Source organism: Lelliottia sp. AC1 (assembly GCF_023278595.1).
Taxonomy (GTDB): Bacteria; Pseudomonadota; Gammaproteobacteria; order Enterobacterales; family Enterobacteriaceae; genus Enterobacter; species Enterobacter nimipressuralis.
Genome location: NZ_CP025699.1, coordinates 503,537 through 524,284 on the forward strand (window position 1 = coordinate 503,537; position 20,748 = coordinate 524,284).

23 protein-coding genes are annotated in these 20,748 nt (G+C 55.3%); 16 read left to right on the top strand and 7 right to left on the bottom strand.

Translation table 11 applies throughout. The annotated features are described in order from the left end of the window. Positions 1 to 193: 193 nt before the first annotated feature. From nsrR to rlmB, 3 genes are all read left to right on the top strand, one after another. A complete protein-coding gene (gene nsrR / locus C0560_RS02405; protein WP_248859546.1) occupies positions 194 to 619 on the top strand; it encodes a nitric oxide-sensing transcriptional repressor NsrR in 426 nt (141 codons plus the stop codon). A gap of 38 nt (positions 620 to 657) precedes the next feature. Further along, the gene (gene rnr, locus C0560_RS02410; RefSeq protein ID WP_100777891.1) at positions 658 to 3,105 is read left to right on the top strand and encodes a ribonuclease R; all 2,448 of its coding nucleotides are present in this window, start codon (positions 658 to 660) and stop codon (positions 3,103 to 3,105) included. 70 nt (positions 3,106 to 3,175) lie between these two features. Then, a complete protein-coding gene (gene rlmB, locus C0560_RS02415; RefSeq protein WP_095280487.1) occupies positions 3,176 to 3,907 on the top strand; it encodes a 23S rRNA (guanosine(2251)-2'-O)-methyltransferase RlmB in 732 nt (243 codons plus the stop codon). Between the two features lie 84 nt (positions 3,908 to 3,991). Here rlmB and C0560_RS02420 read toward each other — a convergent pair whose 3' ends face one another. Then, a complete protein-coding gene (locus C0560_RS02420; protein ID WP_181827213.1) occupies positions 3,992 to 5,281 on the bottom strand; it encodes an MFS transporter in 1,290 nt (429 codons plus the stop codon). Between the two features lie 191 nt (positions 5,282 to 5,472). Here C0560_RS02420 and C0560_RS02425 point away from each other — a divergent pair, with 191 nt between their 5' ends. Then, entirely contained in the window at positions 5,473 to 7,095 is a 1,623-nt protein-coding gene (locus tag C0560_RS02425) for an isovaleryl-CoA dehydrogenase (RefSeq protein WP_248859548.1), read from the top strand. Here C0560_RS02425 and C0560_RS02430 read toward each other — a convergent pair. From C0560_RS02430 to bsmA, 3 genes are all read right to left on the bottom strand, one after another. Then, complete coding sequence (locus tag C0560_RS02430) at positions 7,092 to 9,023, bottom strand: methyl-accepting chemotaxis protein (protein WP_248859549.1); 1,932 nt, start codon at positions 9,021 to 9,023, stop codon at positions 7,092 to 7,094. The two genes, C0560_RS02425 and C0560_RS02430, sit on opposite strands and share 4 nt — an antisense overlap. 171 nt (positions 9,024 to 9,194) lie before the next feature. After that, the gene (yjfN, locus tag C0560_RS02435) at positions 9,195 to 9,482 is read right to left on the bottom strand and encodes a DUF1471 family protease activator YjfN (protein ID WP_100777887.1); all 288 of its coding nucleotides are present in this window, start codon (positions 9,480 to 9,482) and stop codon (positions 9,195 to 9,197) included. Positions 9,483 to 9,618: 136 nt separating this feature from the next. Continuing rightward, positions 9,619 to 9,948, bottom strand: a complete 330-nt coding sequence (bsmA, locus tag C0560_RS02440) for a biofilm peroxide resistance protein BsmA (RefSeq protein ID WP_100780773.1) — start codon at positions 9,946 to 9,948, stop codon at positions 9,619 to 9,621. Between the two features lie 138 nt (positions 9,949 to 10,086). Between bsmA and yjfP the strand changes: the two genes are divergently transcribed. After that, complete coding sequence (gene yjfP / locus C0560_RS02445) at positions 10,087 to 10,815, top strand: esterase (RefSeq protein WP_181827218.1); 729 nt, start codon at positions 10,087 to 10,089, stop codon at positions 10,813 to 10,815. Here yjfP and ulaR read toward each other — a convergent pair. Beyond that, positions 10,812 to 11,567: an HTH-type transcriptional regulator UlaR gene (gene ulaR / locus C0560_RS02450; RefSeq protein WP_100777885.1), complete on the bottom strand. Its 756-nt coding sequence runs from the start codon at positions 11,565 to 11,567 to the stop codon at positions 10,812 to 10,814. The two genes, yjfP and ulaR, sit on opposite strands and share 4 nt — an antisense overlap. 111 nt (positions 11,568 to 11,678) lie before the next feature. Further along, complete coding sequence (gene ulaG / locus C0560_RS02455) at positions 11,679 to 12,743, bottom strand: L-ascorbate 6-phosphate lactonase (RefSeq protein WP_248859550.1); 1,065 nt, start codon at positions 12,741 to 12,743, stop codon at positions 11,679 to 11,681. A gap of 360 nt (positions 12,744 to 13,103) precedes the next feature. Between ulaG and ulaA the strand changes: the two genes are divergently transcribed. Genes ulaA through C0560_RS02485 form a run of 6 tightly spaced genes read left to right on the top strand, consistent with a single transcriptional unit; the run spans position 13,104 to position 17,511 of the window. Further along, on the top strand, positions 13,104 to 14,501 hold the full coding sequence (ulaA, locus tag C0560_RS02460; protein ID WP_123429617.1) for a PTS ascorbate transporter subunit IIC: 1,398 nt from the start codon (positions 13,104 to 13,106) through the stop codon (positions 14,499 to 14,501). Positions 14,502 to 14,516: 15 nt separating this feature from the next. After that, entirely contained in the window at positions 14,517 to 14,822 is a 306-nt protein-coding gene (ulaB, locus tag C0560_RS02465; protein WP_100777882.1) for a PTS ascorbate transporter subunit IIB, read from the top strand. Positions 14,823 to 14,831: 9 nt separating this feature from the next. Beyond that, complete coding sequence (ulaC, locus tag C0560_RS02470; protein ID WP_100777881.1) at positions 14,832 to 15,299, top strand: PTS ascorbate transporter subunit IIA; 468 nt, start codon at positions 14,832 to 14,834, stop codon at positions 15,297 to 15,299. Between the two features lie 12 nt (positions 15,300 to 15,311). Continuing rightward, the gene (gene ulaD, locus C0560_RS02475; RefSeq protein ID WP_100777880.1) at positions 15,312 to 15,962 is read left to right on the top strand and encodes a 3-keto-L-gulonate-6-phosphate decarboxylase UlaD; all 651 of its coding nucleotides are present in this window, start codon (positions 15,312 to 15,314) and stop codon (positions 15,960 to 15,962) included. Positions 15,963 to 15,971: 9 nt separating this feature from the next. Further along, positions 15,972 to 16,838, top strand: coding sequence for an L-ribulose-5-phosphate 3-epimerase (locus C0560_RS02480; protein ID WP_123429616.1), 867 nt, complete (start codon positions 15,972 to 15,974; stop codon positions 16,836 to 16,838). Next, the gene (locus C0560_RS02485; protein ID WP_248859551.1) at positions 16,825 to 17,511 is read left to right on the top strand and encodes an L-ribulose-5-phosphate 4-epimerase; all 687 of its coding nucleotides are present in this window, start codon (positions 16,825 to 16,827) and stop codon (positions 17,509 to 17,511) included. Before C0560_RS02480 ends, C0560_RS02485 begins: the two co-directional genes overlap by 14 nt. A 78-nt stretch (positions 17,512 to 17,589) precedes the next feature. On the opposite strand, the gene yjfY is transcribed toward C0560_RS02485, so the two are convergent. Then, complete coding sequence (gene yjfY, locus C0560_RS02490) at positions 17,590 to 17,865, bottom strand: DUF1471 family protein YjfY (protein WP_100777877.1); 276 nt, start codon at positions 17,863 to 17,865, stop codon at positions 17,590 to 17,592. Positions 17,866 to 18,205: 340 nt separating this feature from the next. On the opposite strand from yjfY, the gene rpsF reads away from it, so the two are divergent. The 5 genes from rpsF to C0560_RS02515 all read left to right on the top strand — a co-directional run bounded on the left by rpsF (position 18,206) and on the right by C0560_RS02515 (position 20,731). Further along, positions 18,206 to 18,601 (top strand): 30S ribosomal protein S6, encoded by a 396-nt coding sequence (gene rpsF, locus C0560_RS02495; protein WP_100777876.1) that lies wholly within the window; start codon positions 18,206 to 18,208, stop codon positions 18,599 to 18,601. Positions 18,602 to 18,607: 6 nt separating this feature from the next. After that, positions 18,608 to 18,922, top strand: coding sequence for a primosomal replication protein N (gene priB / locus C0560_RS02500; protein WP_100777875.1), 315 nt, complete (start codon positions 18,608 to 18,610; stop codon positions 18,920 to 18,922). Between the two features lie 4 nt (positions 18,923 to 18,926). After that, a complete protein-coding gene (gene rpsR / locus C0560_RS02505; protein ID WP_000135199.1) occupies positions 18,927 to 19,154 on the top strand; it encodes a 30S ribosomal protein S18 in 228 nt (75 codons plus the stop codon). 41 nt (positions 19,155 to 19,195) lie between these two features. Continuing rightward, a complete protein-coding gene (rplI, locus tag C0560_RS02510; RefSeq protein ID WP_059179941.1) occupies positions 19,196 to 19,645 on the top strand; it encodes a 50S ribosomal protein L9 in 450 nt (149 codons plus the stop codon). 150 nt (positions 19,646 to 19,795) lie between these two features. After that, complete coding sequence (locus C0560_RS02515; RefSeq protein WP_248859552.1) at positions 19,796 to 20,731, top strand: DMT family transporter; 936 nt, start codon at positions 19,796 to 19,798, stop codon at positions 20,729 to 20,731. Positions 20,732 to 20,748: the final 17 nt, after the last annotated feature.

A 20,748-nucleotide genomic window follows, 5' to 3' on the forward strand; every position in this document is an offset into this window, starting at 1 on the left:
CTGCCTGGCGGCGCTATGCTTGCCAGGCCTACAAAACGCTTCTTAAGCCGGATAAGCAACGCGTATCCGGCTTTTTAGTTCCTCTTTCCCCCTTTCAGTCAAATAAATTAGCCGCTAAGTATCTGGCTGGTTTATCATCAATAGTGAATATCTCTGCGGTTAGACCGCGTTTTTCCCTTTTCCTGAGGTTGATGTGCAGTTAACGAGTTTCACCGATTACGGCTTACGTGCGCTGATTTACATGGCGTCGTTGCCACAAGGACAGATGACCAGTATCTCTGAGGTGACAGAGGTGTACGGCGTGTCCCGTAATCATATGGTCAAAATAATCAATCAACTTAGCCGTGCGGGATACGTAGCTGCCGTCCGCGGGAAAAACGGGGGGATTCGTCTCGGAAAACCTGCACAGAGTATTCGTGTTGGAGATGTGGTACGTGAACTGGAGCCATTAACTCTGGTGAACTGCAGCAGCGACTTTTGCCACATCACCCCCGCTTGCCGCCTGAAAAAGGCGCTTTCTACGGCTGTGCAAAGTTTTCTCAAGGAACTGGATAACTACACGCTGGCCGATTTGGTTGAAGAGAATCAACCGCTATATAAATTATTGCTGGTGGAATGAAGAAAATTTCCACCGGAGCTGACAACGGAGGAACCGACATGTCACATGATCCTTTCCAGGAACGCGAAGCAGAAAAGTACGCGAATCCTATCCCAAGCCGCGAGTTCATCATCGAACACTTAACAAAACGCGAAAAGCCCGCCAATCGTGAAGAACTTGCCGTTGAATTAAACATTGAAGGCGAAGAGCAAATTGAAGCCCTTCGTCGCCGCCTGCGCGCCATGGAGCGTGATGGCCAGCTGGTCTTTACGCGTCGCCAGTGCTACGCGCTGCCGGAACGTCTTGACCTGCTCAAAGGCACCGTCATCGGCCATCGCGATGGTTTCGGCTTCCTGCGCGTAGAAGGCCGCAAAGACGACCTGTATCTGTCCTCTGAACAGATGAAGATGTGCATCCACGGCGATCAGATTCTGGCGCAGCCGTTAGGGGCTGACCGCAAGGGCCGCCGCGAAGCGCGCGTCGTTCGCGTGCTGGTACCCAAAACCAGCCAGATCGTCGGGCGTTACTTCACCGATGCAGGCGTGGGCTTTGTAGTGCCGGACGACAGCCGTCTGAGCTTCGACATCCTGATCCCGCCGGAAGAGGTGATGGGCGCACGCATGGGCTTTGTGGTGGTAGTCGAACTCACCCAGCGTCCAACGCGCCGCACCAAAGCGATTGGTAAGATCGTGGAAGTGCTCGGCGATAACATGGGCACCAGCATGGCCGTAGATATGGCGCTGCGTACGCATGAAATCCCTTACGTCTGGCCGGCTGCGGTTGAAAATCAGGTCAAAGATCTGAAAGAGCAGGTCCCGGAAGAGGCCAAAATCGGCCGCGTGGATCTGCGCGATCTGCCGCTGGTGACCATTGATGGCGAAGACGCTCGCGACTTCGATGACGCCGTCTTCTGCGAGAAAAAACGCGGCGGCGGCTGGCGTTTGTGGGTGGCGATTGCTGACGTCAGCTATTACGTCCGCCCCAACACCCCGCTGGACAGCGAAGCCCGCAGCCGTGGTACATCCGTGTACTTCCCGTCGCAGGTCGTGCCAATGCTGCCGGAAGTGCTCTCCAACGGGCTATGCTCCCTGAACCCGCAGGTTGATCGTCTGTGTATGGTCTGTGAAATGACCATCTCCACCAAAGGGCGCTTAACCGGCTATAAATTCTATGAAGCAGTGATGAGCTCGCACGCGCGCCTGACATACACCAAAGTCTGGCACATGCTGCAGGGCGACCAGGAGCTGCGCGAGCAATATGCGCCGCTGGTCAAACACATCGAAGAGCTGCACAACCTCTACAAAGTGCTGGACCAGGCGCGCGAAGAGCGCGGCGGGATCTCCTTTGAGAGCGAAGAGGCGAAGTTCATCTTCAACGCTGAACGTCGTATCGAGCGTATCGAGCAGACGCAGCGTAACGATGCCCACAAACTGATTGAAGAGTGCATGATCCTGGCAAACATCTCGGCGGCGCGTTTCGTTGAGAAAGCCAAAGAGCCTGCGCTGTTCCGTATTCACGATAAACCGACCACTGAAGCGATCACCGCGTTCCGTTCGGTGCTGGCGGAGCTGGGCCTGGAGCTGCCGGGTGGCAGTAAACCAGAGCCGCGCGATTACGCCGAGCTGCTGGAGTCCATCAGCGATCGTCCGGATGCGGAAATGCTGCAAACCATGCTGCTGCGCTCCATGAAACAGGCGATTTACGATCCGGAAAACCGTGGTCACTTCGGCCTGGCGCTGCAGTCTTATGCGCACTTTACCTCGCCGATTCGTCGTTACCCGGATCTGTCGCTGCACCGCGCCATTAAATATCTGCTGGCGCAAGAGCAGGGGCATAAGGGCAACACCACCGAAACGGGCGGCTACCACTATTCCATGGAAGAGATGCTCCAGCTTGGTCAGCACTGTTCCATGGCCGAACGTCGCGCCGACGAAGCAACGCGTGACGTGGCGGACTGGCTGAAGTGTGACTTCATGCTGGATCAGGTGGGCAATGTCTTTAAAGGCGTCATCGCCAGCGTTACCGGCTTTGGCTTCTTTGTGCGTCTCGACGAGCTGTTTATCGACGGCCTGGTCCACGTTTCATCGCTGGATAACGATTACTACCGCTACGATCAGGTTGGTCAACGCCTGACGGGTGAATCCGGCGGTCAGACTTACCGTCTGGGCGATCGCGTGGAAGTGAAGGTGGAAGCCGTTAACATGGACGAACGTAAGATTGATTTCAGTCTGATCTCAAGCGAACGTGCTCCGCGTAACGTCGGTAAAACCGAGCGCGAAAAAGCGAAAAAAGGGTCGAACGGTAAAACCGGCGGCAGGCGTCGTCAGGCGGGCAAAAAGGTGAACTTCGAGCCGGATGCCGCGTTCCGTGGTGATAAAGGCAAAGCAGCGCCAAAACCACCCAAAGCGAAGAAAGAGAAAGGCGCGAAAAAACCGTCCGCCAAGACCCAGAAAATAGCGGCCGCGACCAAAGCGAAGCGTGCTGCGAAGAAAAAAGTGGCGGAGTAACACTCCCTCACCCTTTGTCGGCCGGGCAAGCGTAGAATTGCCCGGCAAAAGCAATTAATGAGAACCATCAATGAGTGAAATGATTTACGGCATCCATGCGGTGCAGGCCCTGCTGGAGCGCGCTCCGGAGCGTTTTCAGGAAGTGTATATTCTGAAAGGCCGCGAGGATAAACGTCTGCTGCCCCTGATCCATGCGCTGGAAGCCCAGGGCGTGGTGATTCAGCTGGCGAGCCGCCAGTTCCTCGACGAAAAAAGCGAGGGTGCCGTTCACCAGGGCATTATCGCGCGTGCGAAACCGGGCCGTCAGTATCAGGAAAACGATCTGCCGGATCTGATCGCCCAGCTCGATAACCCGTTCTTCCTGATCCTCGACGGCGTGACCGATCCGCACAACCTCGGCGCATGCCTGCGTAGTGCAGATGCGGCAGGCGTACATGCGGTGATTGTACCGCGCGACCGTTCTGCGCAGCTCAATGCTACGGCGAAGAAAGTCGCCTGTGGCGCGGCGGAAAACGTGCCGTTGATCCGCGTGACCAACCTGGCGCGCACCATGCGTCAGCTGCAGGAAGAGAATATCTGGATTGTCGGCACCGCTGGCGAAGCAGACCATACCCTTTATCAGAGCAAAATGACCGGCCGTATGGCGCTGGTGATGGGTGCTGAAGGGGAAGGGATGCGCCGTCTGACGCGCGAGCATTGCGACGAGCTGATCAGCATTCCGATGGCGGGCAGCGTCTCGTCTCTGAACGTGTCTGTGGCAACAGGTATTTGCCTGTTCGAAGCGGTGCGTCAGCGCGGGTGATTTTTTGTGCCCGGTAGCGCTTCGCTTACCGGGTCTACAAAAACATCCAGGCCGGGTCAGGCGAAGCTGCCACCCGGCCGAAAACTATTCTTCTAAAGACCGCAAATGGTCATCTTTATTCAGCGTCATCAGCGCGACAATGCTCACCACCGCCGTCGCCATCACGTAATACGCTGGAATATCCAGATTCCCCGTCTGCTTGATCAACCCGGTGATAATCAACCCCGCGCAGCCAGAGAAAATGGCGTTAGACAGCGAATAGGCCAGACCCAGCCCGGTATAGCGCACGCGCGTCGGGAACATCTCCGACAGCATCGCAGGCCCTGGCCCCGCGAGCATCCCCACCAGACCGCCCGCAATTAACACCACAATCGCTTTCACCGCCAGGGTACTGGATTCCGCCTGCAAAATTTTCAGCAGCGGCAGGGCGAGGATCAGCAGCAGCGCGGTCGCCATCACCATCACCGTGCGTCGCCCGATGCGGTCACTGAGTATTCCTGACGGGATAATCGTCAGCGCAAATCCGATATTCGAAATCACCGCAATCAGCAGCGCCTGGTTAAAGCCCGTATGCAATGCGGATTGCAGATAGGTCGGCATGATCACCAGATAGGTATACCCGGCGGCTGACCAGACCATCACACGGCCAATCCCCATCACAATCGCTTTCAGCGTGGCAGCGGTGTGCGCTTCGGCGACAACCGGTTTTTCCTTTTGCTGCACAAAACTCGGCGTCTCTTCCATGCTGACGCGCAGCCACAGGGCGACCACGCCCATCGGCAGCGCGAGGAAGAACGGAATACGCCAGCCCCAGTCATGCAGCGCGTCCGGCGTCATCACGACCGAAAGCAGTGCGACGATGCCAGCGCCAGCCAGCAGCCCAAGTGCCACGGTAAAGGATTGCCACGCGCCGTAAAGCCCCCGTTTGCCACGCGGGGCGAACTCGGTCATCAGCGACACGGCCCCGCCGTACTCGCCGCCCGCAAACAGGCCCTGCAAAATGCGCAGCCCGGTAATGATCAGCGGTGCGGCAATGCCGATGCTGGCGTAAACCGGCACCATGCCGATAGCGGCCGTCGCGAGCGTCATCAGCACCAGCACGATAATCAGCGTCGGCTTACGGCCAATGCGGTCGCCGATGCGGCCAAAAACGACTGCGCCGAGCGGGCGGAAGAAGAACGCGATCGCAAATGAGGCGTAGGTGAGGATCAGGCTGGTCATCCCCGCTTCACCTTCCAGCTGGAAGAAGTTCTTCGCAATGACGGTCGCCATAAAACCGTACACCGCGAATTCATACCATTCGATGAAGTTGCCAATCGAACCTGCAATTAAAGCGCGCTTGTGCGCATCCGGCGCACGTTGGGAAGATTGCATAATGATTCTCTCTCGGAAGATGAGAATAAATTATTCAACAGAATGGCCGACGTGAAATAGTTTATTCTTATATTGTGTGACCTGTTTCACGAATGATTTCAATCAGATCGTCGCCTTGTGACCCGACTCCCATGCAGCCGTTGTGCAGTCTGTCCATACTTACCTTCATTGCCATTGAAGGAGGGAGACATATGCACTGGCAGACACACACGGTTTTCAATCAGCCTGTACCCCTGTCGAACAGCAATCTTTTTCTGTCCGATTGCGCGCTGCGTGAGGCGGTGGCACGCGAAGGGGCGGAATGGGACAGCGAATTTCTCGCCAGCATCGGCCAGCAGCTCGGAACGGCGGAATCGCTGGAGCTGGGCCGCCTCGCAAACGCCAATCCGCCGGAACTGTTACGTTACGATCCGCGCGGGGAGCGGCTGGACGATGTACGCTTCCATCCGGCGTGGCATCTGCTGATGCAGGGGCTATGCGCTAATCGGGTCCACAATCTGGCGTGGGAGGAGGAGGCGCGTAAAGGGGCGTTTGTCGCCCGCGCCGCGCGGTTTGTGCTCCATGCTCAGGTTGAGGCCGGAACGCTTTGCCCCATCACCATGACCTTCGCCGCCACGCCGTTACTTCAGCAATCACTTCCCAAACCCTTCCACGAGTGGCTCTCGCCGCTGTTGAGCGATCGCTACGACCCGCATCTGGCGTCCGGCGCGCAAAAGCGTGGGCTGCTTATCGGTATGGGAATGACCGAAAAGCAGGGCGGGTCCGATGTGCTGAGCAACACCACACGGGCAGAGAAGTGCGGCGACGGCAGCTATCGGCTGATAGGACATAAATGGTTTTTCTCTGTGCCGCAAAGCGATGCCCATCTGGTGCTGGCTCAGGCTCACGGAGGGCTGTCGTGCTTTTTCGTTCCGCGCATTCTGCCTGACGGGCAGCGCAACGCCGTCCGGCTGGAACGCCTGAAAGACAAGCTCGGTAACCGGTCGAACGCCAGCAGTGAGGTCGAGTTTATGAACGCCTCCGGTTGGCTATTAGGCGAAGAGGGCGAGGGTGTGCGCCAAATCCTGAAGATGGGCGGCCTGACGCGCTTTGACTGTGCACTGGGCAGCCACGGGCTGATGCGCCGCGCGCTCTCGGCCGCGTTGTATCATGCCCATCAGCGGCAGACATTTGGCAAAAACCTTATCGACCAGCCACTGATGCGCGATGTGCTGAGCCGGATGGCGCTCCAGCTCGAAGGGCAAACGGCGCTGCTGTTCCGCCTGGCGCGCGCCTGGGATCGCCGGGACGATCCGCAAGAATCTGCATGGGCACGGCTCTTTACGCCCGCAGCGAAATTCAGCGTGTGCAAAGGCGGAATTCCCTTTGTCGCCGAGGCGATGGAAGTGCTGGGCGGTGCCGGGTATTGCGAAGAGAGCGAATTGCCGCGCCTGTACCGCGAAATGCCGGTGAACAGCATCTGGGAGGGGTCGGGCAACATCATGTGCCTGGATGTACTGCGGGTGCTGACGAAACATTCGGGCATTGTTGATGTGCTGCACGAGGACTTCGCGCAGGTGAAAGGTCAGGATCGTCATTTTGATCGTGGCTGGCGGCAGCTGCAGCAAAAACTGCGTAAACCGCAGGAGGCTCAGGGCCGGGAAATTACCCAGCAGCTCTTTTTGCTGGGCGCCGGGGCGCAGATGTTGCGACATGCCTCGCCGCCGGTGGCGCAAGCCTGGTGTCGCATGATGCTGGATCCCCGCGGCGGCTCGCTGCTGAGCGAACAGGTGCAAAACGAACTGCTGCTGCGCGCCACGGGGCGAGTCGGTTAACCCTTCAGGCGGAACAGGCTTACCAGCTCGGTCAGGTGTGAGCCTTTCTCGCGCAGCGTGTGTGCGGTTTGCTCGCTGCGCGATACGCGGTCGGCGTTAATATGTGTCGCTTCGCCGATGTGGGTCATCGCCAGATTGACCTGACGGATCCCCGCCGACTGCTCGTGCGAGGCGTGGTTAATCTCCGTGACCAGCTGGTTGATGTTATCGATATGCACGATGATCGAGTCCATCGCCTGCCGGGTTTGCTCGGACAGCTGGTGGCCCTCGCTTACCTTTTTCAGCGTGTCGCCGATAAGCTGCTCGATCTCTTTAACGGCGTTTGCACTGCGCGCGGCCAGCGCCCGGACCTCCTGCGCCACCACCGCAAAACCTTTGCCATGTTCACCGGCGCGCGCGGCTTCTACTGCAGCGTTCAGCGCCAGAATATTGGTCTGGAACGCGATGGACTCAATCACGCGGGTGATATCTTCGATACGTTTCGATGCGTCGCGAATATCATCCATGGTGGCGACAGCGTTACCGACCGTTTCCCCACCGTGATGAACAGCGCGCGATGTTTCCCGTACCAGCTGCTGCGTTTGTTCCATGTTCGCCGCATTTTGCTGCACGGTGGCGGCCAGTTGCTCCATGCTCGCGGAGGTTTCTTCAACGCTGCTGGCCTGTTTGTTGATCTGCCCGGAGATTTCGCCCGCATCGGCTGCCAGTGCGTTGGTGCCAAGGTGAATCTCACCTGCGGCTTCGCGCACCTGGTGCACGATTTGCTGAAGCCCGCCGCCGATGCCGTTAATCGCGCCGATCAGTTGCCCCACTTCATCCTGACGGCTGACGGGCAGTTCGGCGCGCAGATCCCCTGCGGCGTACTGGCGGGCAAGGTGAATCACATCGCGCAGAGGGCGGGTTAACCAGCGGCGAATGATAATGACAAACGCGGCAGCGAACAGCGCCGAGAGCACGACGCCTGCCAGCAGGAAGCGGTCACGTAAGGCGTTGACGTTCGCCAGTAGTGCGGATTTATCCACTTCACCGACAATCGTCCAGTTCCAGCCCGGCAGCGGAGTATAGGCCATTTTCAGCGTGCGGCCATCGTCGCTAATGCGCTCGACGGTGCCCTCTTTTCCGCTCAGCAGTTGCTGCTGGAGGGCGCTATCCCATTTTGGCAGTTGGCCCTCTTCGCTGGCGTGGAACAGATACTGCCCGCGTGTTTTGCCGTTGCTGCGATCCAGGACGTAAAAGTGACCGCTGTCGCCCAGGCGGCGATTAAGAATTTTATCGCGCATCACATTCCAGGAATGGCTGATATCTACGCCGACAAACACGATTGCAATCACCTGACCGCTCGCATCTTTAACCGGCTGGTACTGCGTGATGTAGCGCTTGCCAAACAGCAGGGCCAGGCCACGATAGACGTCGCCTTTGGTGACGGCGTTGAAGGCGGCGCTGGAGTTGTCCAGCACGGTACCGCTCGCACGTTCACCGTTCTCTTTGCGCAGGGAGGTTGCCACGCGTACAAAATCGTTGCCGCTGCGGACAAACAAGGTTGAGATCGCGCCGGTACGACTCAGAAAGTCGTCGGAGAAGCTGTTGTTTTCATGCAGTTCGGTATCGCCGCCTTTCAGCAAGGGGGCGTTCTGGCCATTGATGGCGCGTAGCTGACCGGGATCGATGCTAAGCGGCTGGGGCAGAAAGGTGCCGAAGAGTTTAGTGTAACTCTCAACTTCTTCACTCAGGCTGGTATTAAACATCTGCACCATATCCACGATACCGGTGGACTGGTTATGAAGATCTTCCACCGCCAGTGCTTCCAGCTGTTGGCTGGCTTTATGGCTCAGAAGAAAAGTGAACAGCAGAAAGAGCGTTGCGACACTCACGCCGGTAAGTAACGATAGCTTTGCGCCAAGGCCTGAACGGCGGAAAAAGTTGATCATAAATTGCTCATTGTTGAAAAGGTATGGCAGTTCAACGGCAGAGCGGAGCTAACATTTATCAACTTTATGTAACAAAATGTTACACTACTGTCTCTATTTGGTAGCGCTAAAGATAATAGATAGGTAAAAATACAAAAGCCACTAAAATTAAGTGGCTTTTATCGGGGCGTGTCAGGCGTAAAGAATAGCCTGTACTCGCCACTGGTCGGCGTATCGGTCTTCCTGCATCTGGACAATGCGATACCACGAAGCACCCTGCTCATCCGCTTTAAATGCAATCACACGTTCCACGTCTTGCGGGCTCCCTGAAATGTTATTCACGGAGATAAGGCCAATTTCATTTAAGCCTGTGACACAATCAGCGCTGGCAAATTCGGCTGACTGCGCGGTTGTGCTCATCAGCCCCGCTGAGAGCAGCAGTGAGGTCAAAGCAAGAGATCGTTTCATTGTCAGCTCCATTTCACATGTCTCCGGTATCCGCCGGGCAATCCTTCGCAAATAAACTCACTTCCATTGTCACAGGCATGGAGTTTATTGTGGACAGGAAAACGTCTATGGACGCAAAGCAGTGTAAATGTCGTTTAAATCCTGACAGTTATTTGCGATACAAAATGGCTTGCGAGTACCACTGTCCGGTAATAATGGTTTCATCCACCATAATAATGACGTAGTAATCTGCTTTTGCGGCGACAGCTTTCGCTTTTATTGCATCCTCCGCATCCGCCGGTGAGCCACGAACCAGCACACTGACGGTACCCATACGTTGTAATCCTTCGGTCTGATTACGACGAATTTCCTGAGGATAACTGGTGGCGGCCGGGGCGGGCTGTGGTGTTCCTTCCAGCACGCTACAGCTTGTTAACAGCAGCACCAGCAATAAAGCAGCGAACCTGCGCATAACCATATCTCGTTTCCTGATAGCCATAGTGTAGATGTCTGCGAATTTCATTTTGGGGGAATGTTCCCAAACTGTTATCTGTGACGTCATTTTCGAATGAAAATATCGTGAAAGCGTAATCCAGTTCTCAAGATTATGAATCACCCATTAGAAAGAGGATCGACGATGATTGAACTTAAGACTCAGCGGCTTGGCGACCATGAAATTCTACACGCTTTTCCGGCGGGGTTAAGTGAGCAACCTTTACCCGTTATTATTTTTTATCATGGGTTTACCTCATCAAAACTGGTTTACAGCTATTTTGCCGTCGCGCTGGCGCAGGCGGGTTTTCGCGTGGTGATGCCGGATGCACCCCGGCACGGGGCGCGGTTTACGGGTGATGAGCAGGCGCGGTTAGGGCAGTTCTGGCAAATATTACACGGCAGTTTGGCGGAGTTCGCTGGGCTTCGCGATGCGCTTTATGCGGCGGGGCTGGTGGCCGATGAACGTCTTGCCGTCGCGGGGGCGTCGATGGGCGGCATGACCGCGCTGGGCATTATGGCGCGCCACCCGGAGGTAAAATGCGTAGCGAGCCTGATGGGGTCGGGATACTTTACCTCTCTGTCGCAGACTCTCTTTCCGCCACAGGCGCAGGACGTTGAAAGCGTTCTGGCAACCCTCGCGGAGTGGGACGTGACACACGCCTTACCGCGTCTGGCAGACCGCCCGCTGCTGCTCTGGCACGGCGAAGCAGACGATATTGTGCCTGCCGCCGAGACATTCCGATTACAGCAGGCATTGTTGCGTGAGGGGCTGGATAAAAACCTGACCTGCCTGTGGGAAGTCGGTGTGGGGCATCGCATCACGCCCACGGCGCTGGATGCCACGACCGGTTTTTTCCAAAAGCATCTCTAAACGCGAAGAATGGTGACACCCAGATCCTCCAGTTTTTGCAGGATCTGAGGGTTAGCGTTTTTGCCGGTGATCACCATGTCGATCTGTTCTGCCCGGCTGAACAGCATGCCGGCGCGCTCGCCTACTTTGCTGCTGTCGACCAGTACCACCAGTTTTCCGACAACGTTTAGCATATTCTGCTCCGCCATCGCCGTCAGCATATCGGTTTTGTACAGCCCGTCGGCAGTCAGGCCCTTACCGCTGGTAAACATCCAGTGCCCGGCATACAGGCTGTTTTCGCTGTCCTGTGGGCTGAGGGTGATGGACTGACTTTTGTTGTACTGGCCGCCCATGATCACCACGCTTTCATGCTCCTGGTCGATCAGGTAATTGGCCAGCGGCAGATAGTTCGTGATGATTTGCACTGGCTTCCCGCACATCTCGCGGCCCAGTAAAAAGGCCGTGGAGCCGCAGTTGATCACCACGCTTTCCCCCGGATTCACCAGCTGCGAAGCCGCCCGCGCAATACGCACTTTTTCATCATGATTCTGCGCCTGATGGATATTCATCGGCGTCCAGCGCGGGCGCTGCTGGCTGATCGCCTCGGCACCGTTGCGTACTTTTTTGAGCTTCCCGCTCTCATCCAGTTTGTTGATATCACGCCGCGCCGTGGCTGGGGAGATTGCCAGGCGATCAATCACTTGTTCGACGGTGACAAAGCCGGTTTGCGCCAGGAGTTCCAGTAAAATTTGATGCCGTTGCGCTTCCGTCATGAGCTATTCCGAAATAAATTGATTTTAAAAGATGATATTTGAAATAGCCTGAAAATACTAAGCAAATGAGAGAATTGCCAGGCGACTCGCCTGGCAACCTGAGTTCCGCCACTACAGGAACGATTTGAACGGCAGATCGGGTTCTATCGTGAAGCAGTCATCGAAACCACGCGGGTAGTGGTATTCGAAATTATCTTTGTCCAGCGGCCAGGTAAATTTGCCGCCGACCTGCCAGATAAACGGCTTGAAGCCATACTTAAGACGATCTTTTTTCATTTCCCACAGGACGCGGATCTCCTGTGGATCGGCCTGGAAGTTTGACCAGATATCGTGGTGGAACGGGATCACGACTTTGGTGTTGAGCGCTTCCGCCATGCGCAGCATATCGGCGCTGGTCATTTTATCGGTGATACCGCGCGGGTTTTCCCCGTACGATCCCAGCGCTACGTCGATGCGATGCTCGTTGCCGTGCTTCGCATAGTAGTTGGAGTAGTGCGAATCGCCGCTGTGATAGAGCGATCCGCTAGGCGTTTTGAACAGGTAGTTCACCGCGCGCTCGTCCATGCCGTCTGGCAGCACGCCAGCCGCTTTTTGGTCGGCAGGCAGAGTAATCAATGCGGTACGGTCAAAGGCGTCGAGGGCATGGATCTCAATGTCTTTGATTTTCACAACGTCGCCGGGCTTCATCACGATGCAGCGCTCTTTTGGCACACCCCAACCCATCCACAGATCCACGCAGGTTTGTGGCCCAATAAAGGGCACATCGTCGGCGCAGTTTTGCATGACCGCTGCTGCTACGTTCACGTCGATATGATCGTTGTGATCGTGGGTTGAGAGCACGGCATCGATCTGACGAATCGCGAACGGATCCAGCACAAACGGCGTGGTGCGCAGGTTCGGCTGCAGTTTTTTGACGCCAGCCATGCGCTGCATCTGATGGCCTGCTTTCATCAGCGGATTGCCATGGCTCTGCTTGCCCGTCCCGCACCAGAAATCGACACAGATGTTTGCGCCGCCCTCCGATTTTAGCCAAATCCCGGTGCAACCCAGCCACCACATCGCAAAGGTGCCCGGTGCGACCTGTTCCTGTTCGATCTCTTCATTCAGCCAGCTACCCCATTCCGGGAAAGTGCTCAGAATCCATGATTCGCGGGTGATGGATTTTACTTTACTCATCGTTTGACTCCCTGTTTCAATCATAATTAATCATAATGTGATGTGTTGTGATTTATGTTGTCACCATTAAATCAGCTTTGCAATGGTGATTTTATTGATTGATAGATCGGGTATGGGGGTCTTGAGCGGGTGCGCAAACAGGCTTAATTGTTGGTGTGTTTTGTTAATTGTATAAATTAAAAGAAAAAATTTGTGATGGTGAATGCTGAATGAAAATCACTATAAAGTGCAGGGAAATAATATGCGTGACACGTCACAAATAATCAAATGCAATCTTGTGGTGATTATTTGTGATTACTAGAGTGAGGGCACTTCTTGTACGCAGTTTATCCTTCGTACCCTCACTTTCTGGAGTGTGTTATGGAAATCCTCTACAGCGTCTTTACCGTTTTCTTCAACCAGGTAATGACCAATGCGCCGCTGTTGTTGGGTATTGTGACCTGCCTTGGCTATATCCTGTTACGCAAAAGCGCGAGCGTAATTGTGAAAGGCACCATCAAAACGATTATCGGGTTTATGTTGCTGCAGGCAGGGTCAGGTATATTAACCAGCACGTTCAAGCCTGTTGTCGCCAAAATGTCGGAAGTTTATGGCATTAACGGTGCCATCTCTGACACCTACGCCTCGATGATGGCGACCATTGAACGCATGGGCGAGGCTTACAGCTGGGTGGGGTATGCGGTGCTGCTCGCGCTGGCGTTGAACATTACGTTCGTCCTGCTGCGGCGTATTACCGGCATTCGCACCATAATGCTCACCGGGCACATCATGTTCCAGCAGGCGGGTCTGATCGCCGTCTTCTTCTATATCTTCGGCTATCCGATGTGGACCACTATTATCTGCACGGCAGTGCTGGTGTCGCTCTACTGGGGTATCACCTCCAACATGATGTACAAACCGACGCAGGAAGTGACTGACGGCTGCGGTTTCTCAATTGGTCACCAGCAGCAGTTCGCCTCCTGGATTGCCTATAAAGTTGCGCCGTACCTCGGTAAGAAAGAGGAGAGCGTTGAAGATCTCAAACTGCCCGGCTGGCTGAATATCTTCCACGACAATATTGTCTCCACCGCCATCGTCATGACCCTCTTTTTTGGCGCGATCCTGCTCTCCTTCGGCATTGACGTTGTGCAGGCGATGGCCGGCAAAACCCACTGGAGTATCTACATTCTGCAAACGGGCTTCCAGTTCGCGGTGGCGATTTTCATCATCACCCAGGGCGTGCGCATGTTTGTGGCTGAACTTTCCGAAGCCTTTAACGGTATCTCTCAGCGCCTGATCCCCGGTGCCGTTCTGGCGATCGACTGTGCGGCAATCTATAGCTTCGCGCCGAACGCCGTGGTGTGGGGCTTTATGTGGGGCACCATCGGCCAGCTGATTGCCGTTGGCATTCTGGTTGGCTGCGGCTCCTCCATTCTGATCATCCCCGGCTTTATCCCGATGTTCTTCTCCAACGCCACCATCGGCGTGTTTGCTAACCACTTCGGCGGCTGGCGCGCGGCGCTGAAGATTTGTCTGGTGATGGGGATGATCGAAATCTTCGGCTGCGTGTGGGCGGTCAAACTGACCGGCATGAGCGCCTGGATGGGCATGGCCGACTGGTCGATTCTGGCGCCGCCGATGATGCAGGGCTTCGCCTCCATCGGGCTCGCGTTTATGGCCATCATTATCCTGATTGCACTGGTTTATATGGTCTTCGCCGGACGCGCACTTCGCGCTGAAGAAGACGCAGAGAAACAACTGGCAGAGCAGTCTGCTTAATAAGGAGTTTTGATTATGACCGTACGTATTCTGGCAGTGTGTGGTAACGGACAGGGCAGCTCCATGATCATGAAAATGAAAGTGGACCAGTTTCTCACCGGGCAGGGCGTTGATCATTCGGTAAATAGCTGTGCCGTGGGCGAATACAAAAGCGAACTGAGCGGGGCAGATGTGATTATTGCCTCCACGCATATCGCAGGGGAGATCACGGTGACGGGCAATAAATATGTGGTGGGCGTGCGCAACATGCTCTCTGCTGCCGATTTTGGTCCGAAGCTGATGGAGGTCATCAAAGCGCACTTCCCTGGTGATATCAAATAAGGACGCGTCATGAAATTACGAGATTCGCTGGCGGAGAACCATTCCATCCTGCTTCAGGCCGAGGCCAGCACCTGGCAGGACGCCGTCAAACTGGGCGTCGATTTGCTGGTTAACGCCGATGTGGTTGAGCCGCGCTATTACCAGGCCATCCTCGACGGCGTGGCGCAGCACGGCCCGTACTTTGTTATCGCACCGGGTCTGGCTATGCCGCATGGCCGCCCGGAAGAGGGCGTTAAAAAAACCGGCTTTGCGCTGGTGACGCTGAAGTCGCCGCTGGTGTTTAACCATGAGGATAACGATCCGGTCGATATCCTGATCACCCTGGCGGCAGTCGATGCGACGACTCACCAGGAGGTGGGCATCATGCAGATCGTTAATCTGTTTGATGATGAAGCCAATTTCGACCGTTTACGCACCTGCCGTACCGAGCAGGAAGTGCTGGAATTAATCGATCACGCCACTGCGGCGGCAGTATAAGAGGGAAGTGAAATGTCATTACCGATGTTGCAGGTCGCACTGGATAACCAAACGATGGCCCATGCGTATGAAACCACGCGTTTGATTGCTGAAGAGGTGGACATCATCGAAGTCGGCACCATTCTCTGCGTCGGAGAAGGTGTTCGCGCCGTCCGTGACCTGAAAGCGCTATACCCGCATAAAATCGTATTGGCCGACGCCAAGATCGCTGACGCCGGGAAAATTCTCTCCCGCATGTGTTTTGAAGCGAACGCAGACTGGGTGACGGTGATTTGCTGTGCCGATATCAACACCACCAAAGGCGCGCTGGAAGTGGCAAACGAGTTTAATGGCGATGTGCAGATTGAGCTGACCGGCTACTGGACCTGGGAGCAGGCGCAAGAGTGGCGTGATGCGGGCATTCAGCAGGTGGTGTATCACCGCAGCCGCGACGCGCAGGCCGCTGGTGTCGCCTGGGGCGACGCGGATATCAGCGCAATTAAACGTCTTTCGGAGATGGGCTTCAAAGTGACGGTGACCGGCGGCCTGGCGTTGGAGGATTTACCGCTGTTTAAAGGCATTCCGATTCACGTCTTTATTGCCGGGCGCAGCATTCGTGATGCGGTTTCACCGGTAGAGGCTGCGCGTCAGTTTAAACGCTCCATCGCCCAGCTGTGGGGATAAGGAGCGGATATGTTATCGAAACAGGTCCCGCTCGGGATCTACGAAAAAGCACTCCCTGCCGGGGAGTGCTGGGGGGAGCGCCTGCAACTGGCGCGTCAGCTGGGGTTCGATTTTGTCGAAATGTCGGTGGATGAGACCGATTTTCGTCTCGCGCGTCTCGACTGGAGCCGTGAACAGCGGCTGGCGCTGGTCAATGCGGTAGCGGAAACGGGCGTGCGGGTGCCGTCAATGTGCTTAAGTGCGCACCGCCGTTTTCCGCTGGGCAGCGAAGATGACCCGATTCGCGCCCAGGGGCTGGAGATCATGCGTAAAGCCATCACTTTCGCGCAGGATGTCGGGATTCGCGTCATCCAGCTGGCGGGCTATGACGTCTATTATCAGGAGGCCAATGACGAAACCCGGCGTCGCTTTCGTGAGGGGCTGAAGCAAAGCGTAGAAATGGCCAGCCGTGCCCAGGTGACGCTGGCGATGGAGATCATGGATTACCCGCTGATGAACTCCATCAGCAAAGCGCTGGGCTACGCGCACTATCTCAATAATCCGTGGTTCCAGATCTATCCTGATATCGGCAATCTCTCGGCGTGGGATAACGACGTACAGATGGAGTTGCAGGCAGGTTGCGGGCATATCGTAGCGGTTCACGTCAAAGACACACGCCCCGGCGTATTCAAAAACGTACCGTTCGGCACCGGGGTGGTGGATTTCGAACAGTGCTTCCGGACACTCAAACAGAGCGGTTATTGTGGGCCTTATTTGATTGAGATGTGGAGCGAAACGGCAGACGACCCACTAGCCGAAGTGGCGAAAGCGCGCGACTGGGTTTGCGAGCGTATGGCGCGGGCGGGATTGCGGGAGGCGGCTCATGCAACAGCTTAAACAGCAGGTCTATGATGCGAATATGGATTTGCCGCGCTACGGCCTGGTGACATTCACCTGGGGCAACGTGAGTGCTATCGACCGCGGGCGCGGGCGGGTGGTCATCAAGCCAAGCGGGGTGGCGTATGACGTCATGCAGCCAGAGGATATGGTGGTAGTGGATCTTGAGGGGAACGTTATCGAGGGGAGATGGAATCCTTCCTCGGATACAGCAACCCATCTGGCGCTGTACCGCCGCTATCCGACGCTCGGCGGTGTGGTGCATACCCACTCTACCCATGCGACAGCCTGGGCGCAGGCCGGGCTCGCTATCCCGGCACTCGGTACCACGCACGCGGACTATTTCTTCGGTGATATTCCCTGTACCCGGCCATTAACCGAAGCAGAAGTACAGGGTGAATATGAGCTGAATACGGGCAAGGTCATCATCGAGACGATCGGCGAGTGCGAGCCGCTGCATACGCCGGGGATTGTCGTCTGGCAGCACGGCCCGTTTGCGTGGGGCAAAAATGCTCACGAGGCGGTGCACAACGCGGTAGTACTTGAAGAGGTGGCGAAGATGGCGTGGATTGCGCGCGGAATCAATCCGCAGCTACAGCCCATTGATCGCTATTTGATGAACAAGCACTATCTGCGCAAGCATGGCCCTCATGCGTATTACGGGCAGAAATAAAAAAAGCCCCCGGGCAGGGGGCAAGTCAAACTATGGCTATGTTCTCGTTTTGGCTTTCCTGGTGCTAGCGTCAAAGTCTTATCGATAGATATCTGCGCTTGCATGCATATTGCCGTTGCTACCGGGCTCACGGGTCAAAATGACGTGGTAGTACTTTGCGCCCGATGCATCGGTCTCTTCATTCAGCGCCTGATCTGCTTCACTTTCGGTGGCGAAGTTATGGTTTATGTAAATTACGCCTAAGCTCTGCACATCATCCATATTTCTGGCCTGTCGACCGTCGATCTTGATGGCTGCCATCGCGTTTGCACTGAGCAAAAGCGCAGCCAGAATGGCTATTACGATTTTTTTCATGATATGCGCTCCACGACTGCGTGCTGTGACGGTTTTCCTCTCCTTATTCGCCTGGGATAGGGTCTGATTAAAGTGTAATCGCTAATAGTGTGGGGAATGGCGACCATTTCTGATGCTGTTGTTCAAAAAAGTAGCGCTTTCCGATGTGTCTAATTTTAAATCATCCACTTAGGCCAGCTTTACGCTTTGTGCGAATTATTTGTGCAATCAGCTTGAGTTTATGGGGGTTCGCAATTAGAATGACGCGTCAATTTTTCGGCCGCCCTTTAACACGTTCCTTGCCTCCATGGGCCGCGGCTGACCCAGACAGGAGGCTGAATAATCCGTAAGGAGCAATTCGATGCGTCATTACGAAATCGTTTTTATGGTCCATCCTGACCAGAGCGAACAGGTTCCGGGTATGATCGAACGTTACACTGGTGCAATCACTGCAGCAGAAGGTACGATCCACCGTCTGGAAGACTGGGGCCGCCGTCAGCTGGCTTACCCGATCAACAAACTGCACAAAGCTCACTACGTTCTGCTGAACGTTGAAGCTCCGCAGGAAGTGATCGATGAGCTGGAAACTAACTTCCGCTTCAACGACGCCGTTATCCGCAGCATGGTAATGCGTACTAAGAACGCAGTTACCGAAGCATCTCCGATGGTTAAAGCGAAAGACGAGCGCCGTGAGCGTCGCGATGATTTCGCAAACGAAACCGCAGATGATTCTGATGCTGGGGATTCTGAAGAGTAATTTCTGATGACCAACCGTCTGGTGTTGTCCGGTACCGTGTGCAGGACCCCCCTTCGTAAGGTCAGCCCATCAGGAATTCCTCATTGCCAGTTCGTGCTTGAGCATCGTTCTGTGCAGGAGGAAGCCGGGTTTCACCGGCAGGCGTGGTGCCAAATGCCCGTTATTATTAGCGGACACGAAAACCAGGCCATTACTCACAGTATAACGGTCGGCTGTGCAGTCACCGTTCAGGGGTTCATCTCTTGCCACAAGGCAAAGAACGGCCTGAGCAAAATGGTTCTGCATGCCGAGCAGATTGATTTGATAGATTCTGGAGACTAGCCATATGGCACGTTATTTCCGTCGTCGCAAGTTCTGCCGTTTCACCGCGGAAGGCGTTCAAGAGATCGACTATAAAGATATCGCAACGCTGAAAAACTACATCACCGAAAGCGGTAAGATTGTCCCAAGCCGTATCACCGGTACTCGTGCAAAATATCAGCGTCAGCTGGCTCGCGCTATCAAACGCGCTCGCTACCTGTCCCTGCTGCCGTACACTGATCGTCATCAGTAATCGGGCACGGTCCATTAATACGACTTTAAGAGGATAAGGTAATGCAAGTTATTCTGCTTGATAAAGTAGCAAACCTGGGCAGCCTGGGTGATCAGGTTAACGTTAAAGCGGGTTACGCACGTAACTTCCTGGTTCCACAGGGTAAAGCTGTTCCAGCTACTAAGAAAAACGTTGAGTTTTTCGAAGCACGTCGTGCTGAACTGGAAGCCAAACTGGCTGACGTTCTGGCGGCTGCTAACGCTCGTGCTGAAGCAATCAATGCACTGGGCACCGTTACCATCGCGTCTAAATCTGGCGACGAAGGTAAACTGTTCGGTTCTATCGGTACCCGCGACATCGCTGACGCTGTAACTGCAGCTGGCGTTGAAGTGGCTAAGAGCGAAGTTCGCATGCCGAACGGCGTTCTGCGTACCACTGGTGAGCACGAAGTGGACTTCCAGGTTCACAGCGAAGTGTTCGCTAAACTGGTTGTTAACGTTGTAGCTGAGTAATTTTTACTTAGTTAGCGTCTAAGCGCCGGCCTTGTGCCGGCGTTTTGTTTTTTAGCCCCGCCAGAATCACACCTCTCAACTTGTATGGTAGCTATTCCCGTCGCAATCTCTGATAATAATTGAAACGCTATTTTATCTTTGAGATTTGCTATGGATGCCTCTCAGCCCGTATCCCTGTTTGCCCGTAAGAATATCGCCTACGCCAGCGCCACGCTCTGCTGCCTGCTGTGGGGAAGCTCTTATCCGGCGATCAAAAGCGGCTACGAACTTTTTCAGATTGCCACCGACGATATTCCGTCGAAAGTGGTCTTTGCCGGTTACCGTTTTCTCTTTGCAGGCCTGCTACTGCTGATGTTTGCCCTCGCGCAACGCAAACCCATCGCCCGGCTCACGCCACGGCAGTTTGGGCAGCTTACGCTGCTGGGCCTGACACAAACGTCAATCCAGTACGTTTTCTTCTATGTGGGCCTTGCGTACACGACCGGCGTGAAAGGGTCGATCATGAATGCGACCGGAACCTTCTTCAGCGTACTGCTCGCGCACTTTATCTATCAAAACGACAAACTCAGCTATAACAAAACCATCGGCTGTATTCTGGGCTTTGCGGGCGTGATGCTGGTGAATTTCAACAGCGGATTACTGGATTTTCACTTTGTCTGGAACGGTGATGGTTTTGTGGTGCTGGCGGCGTTCATCCTCTCGGCAGCCACGCTGTACGGGAAACGTATTTCGCAAACCGTCGATCCCACGGTAATGACCGGGTGGCAACTGGCCATTGGCGGGCTGGTGCTGGTGATAGGGGGCTACTCGACGGGTGGGCGGCTGGAAGTGCACAGCACGGCTGCAGTGGCCGTTCTCGGCTATTTGACGCTGCTCTCGTCCGTGGCCTTTGCACTGTGGAGTATGCTGCTCAAAGTAAATCGCGTCAGCATGATAGCCCCCTTCAACTTTGTCATTCCGGTTGCCGGTACAGTGCTGTCCGCCATTTTCCTCGGGGAAAACATTCTGGAGATCAAATACGCTATCGCGCTGGTGCTGGTCTGTTCGGGGATCTGGTGGGTGAATAAGGCCAAAAAAAACGCCTGATATGAACGCCCGGCCAG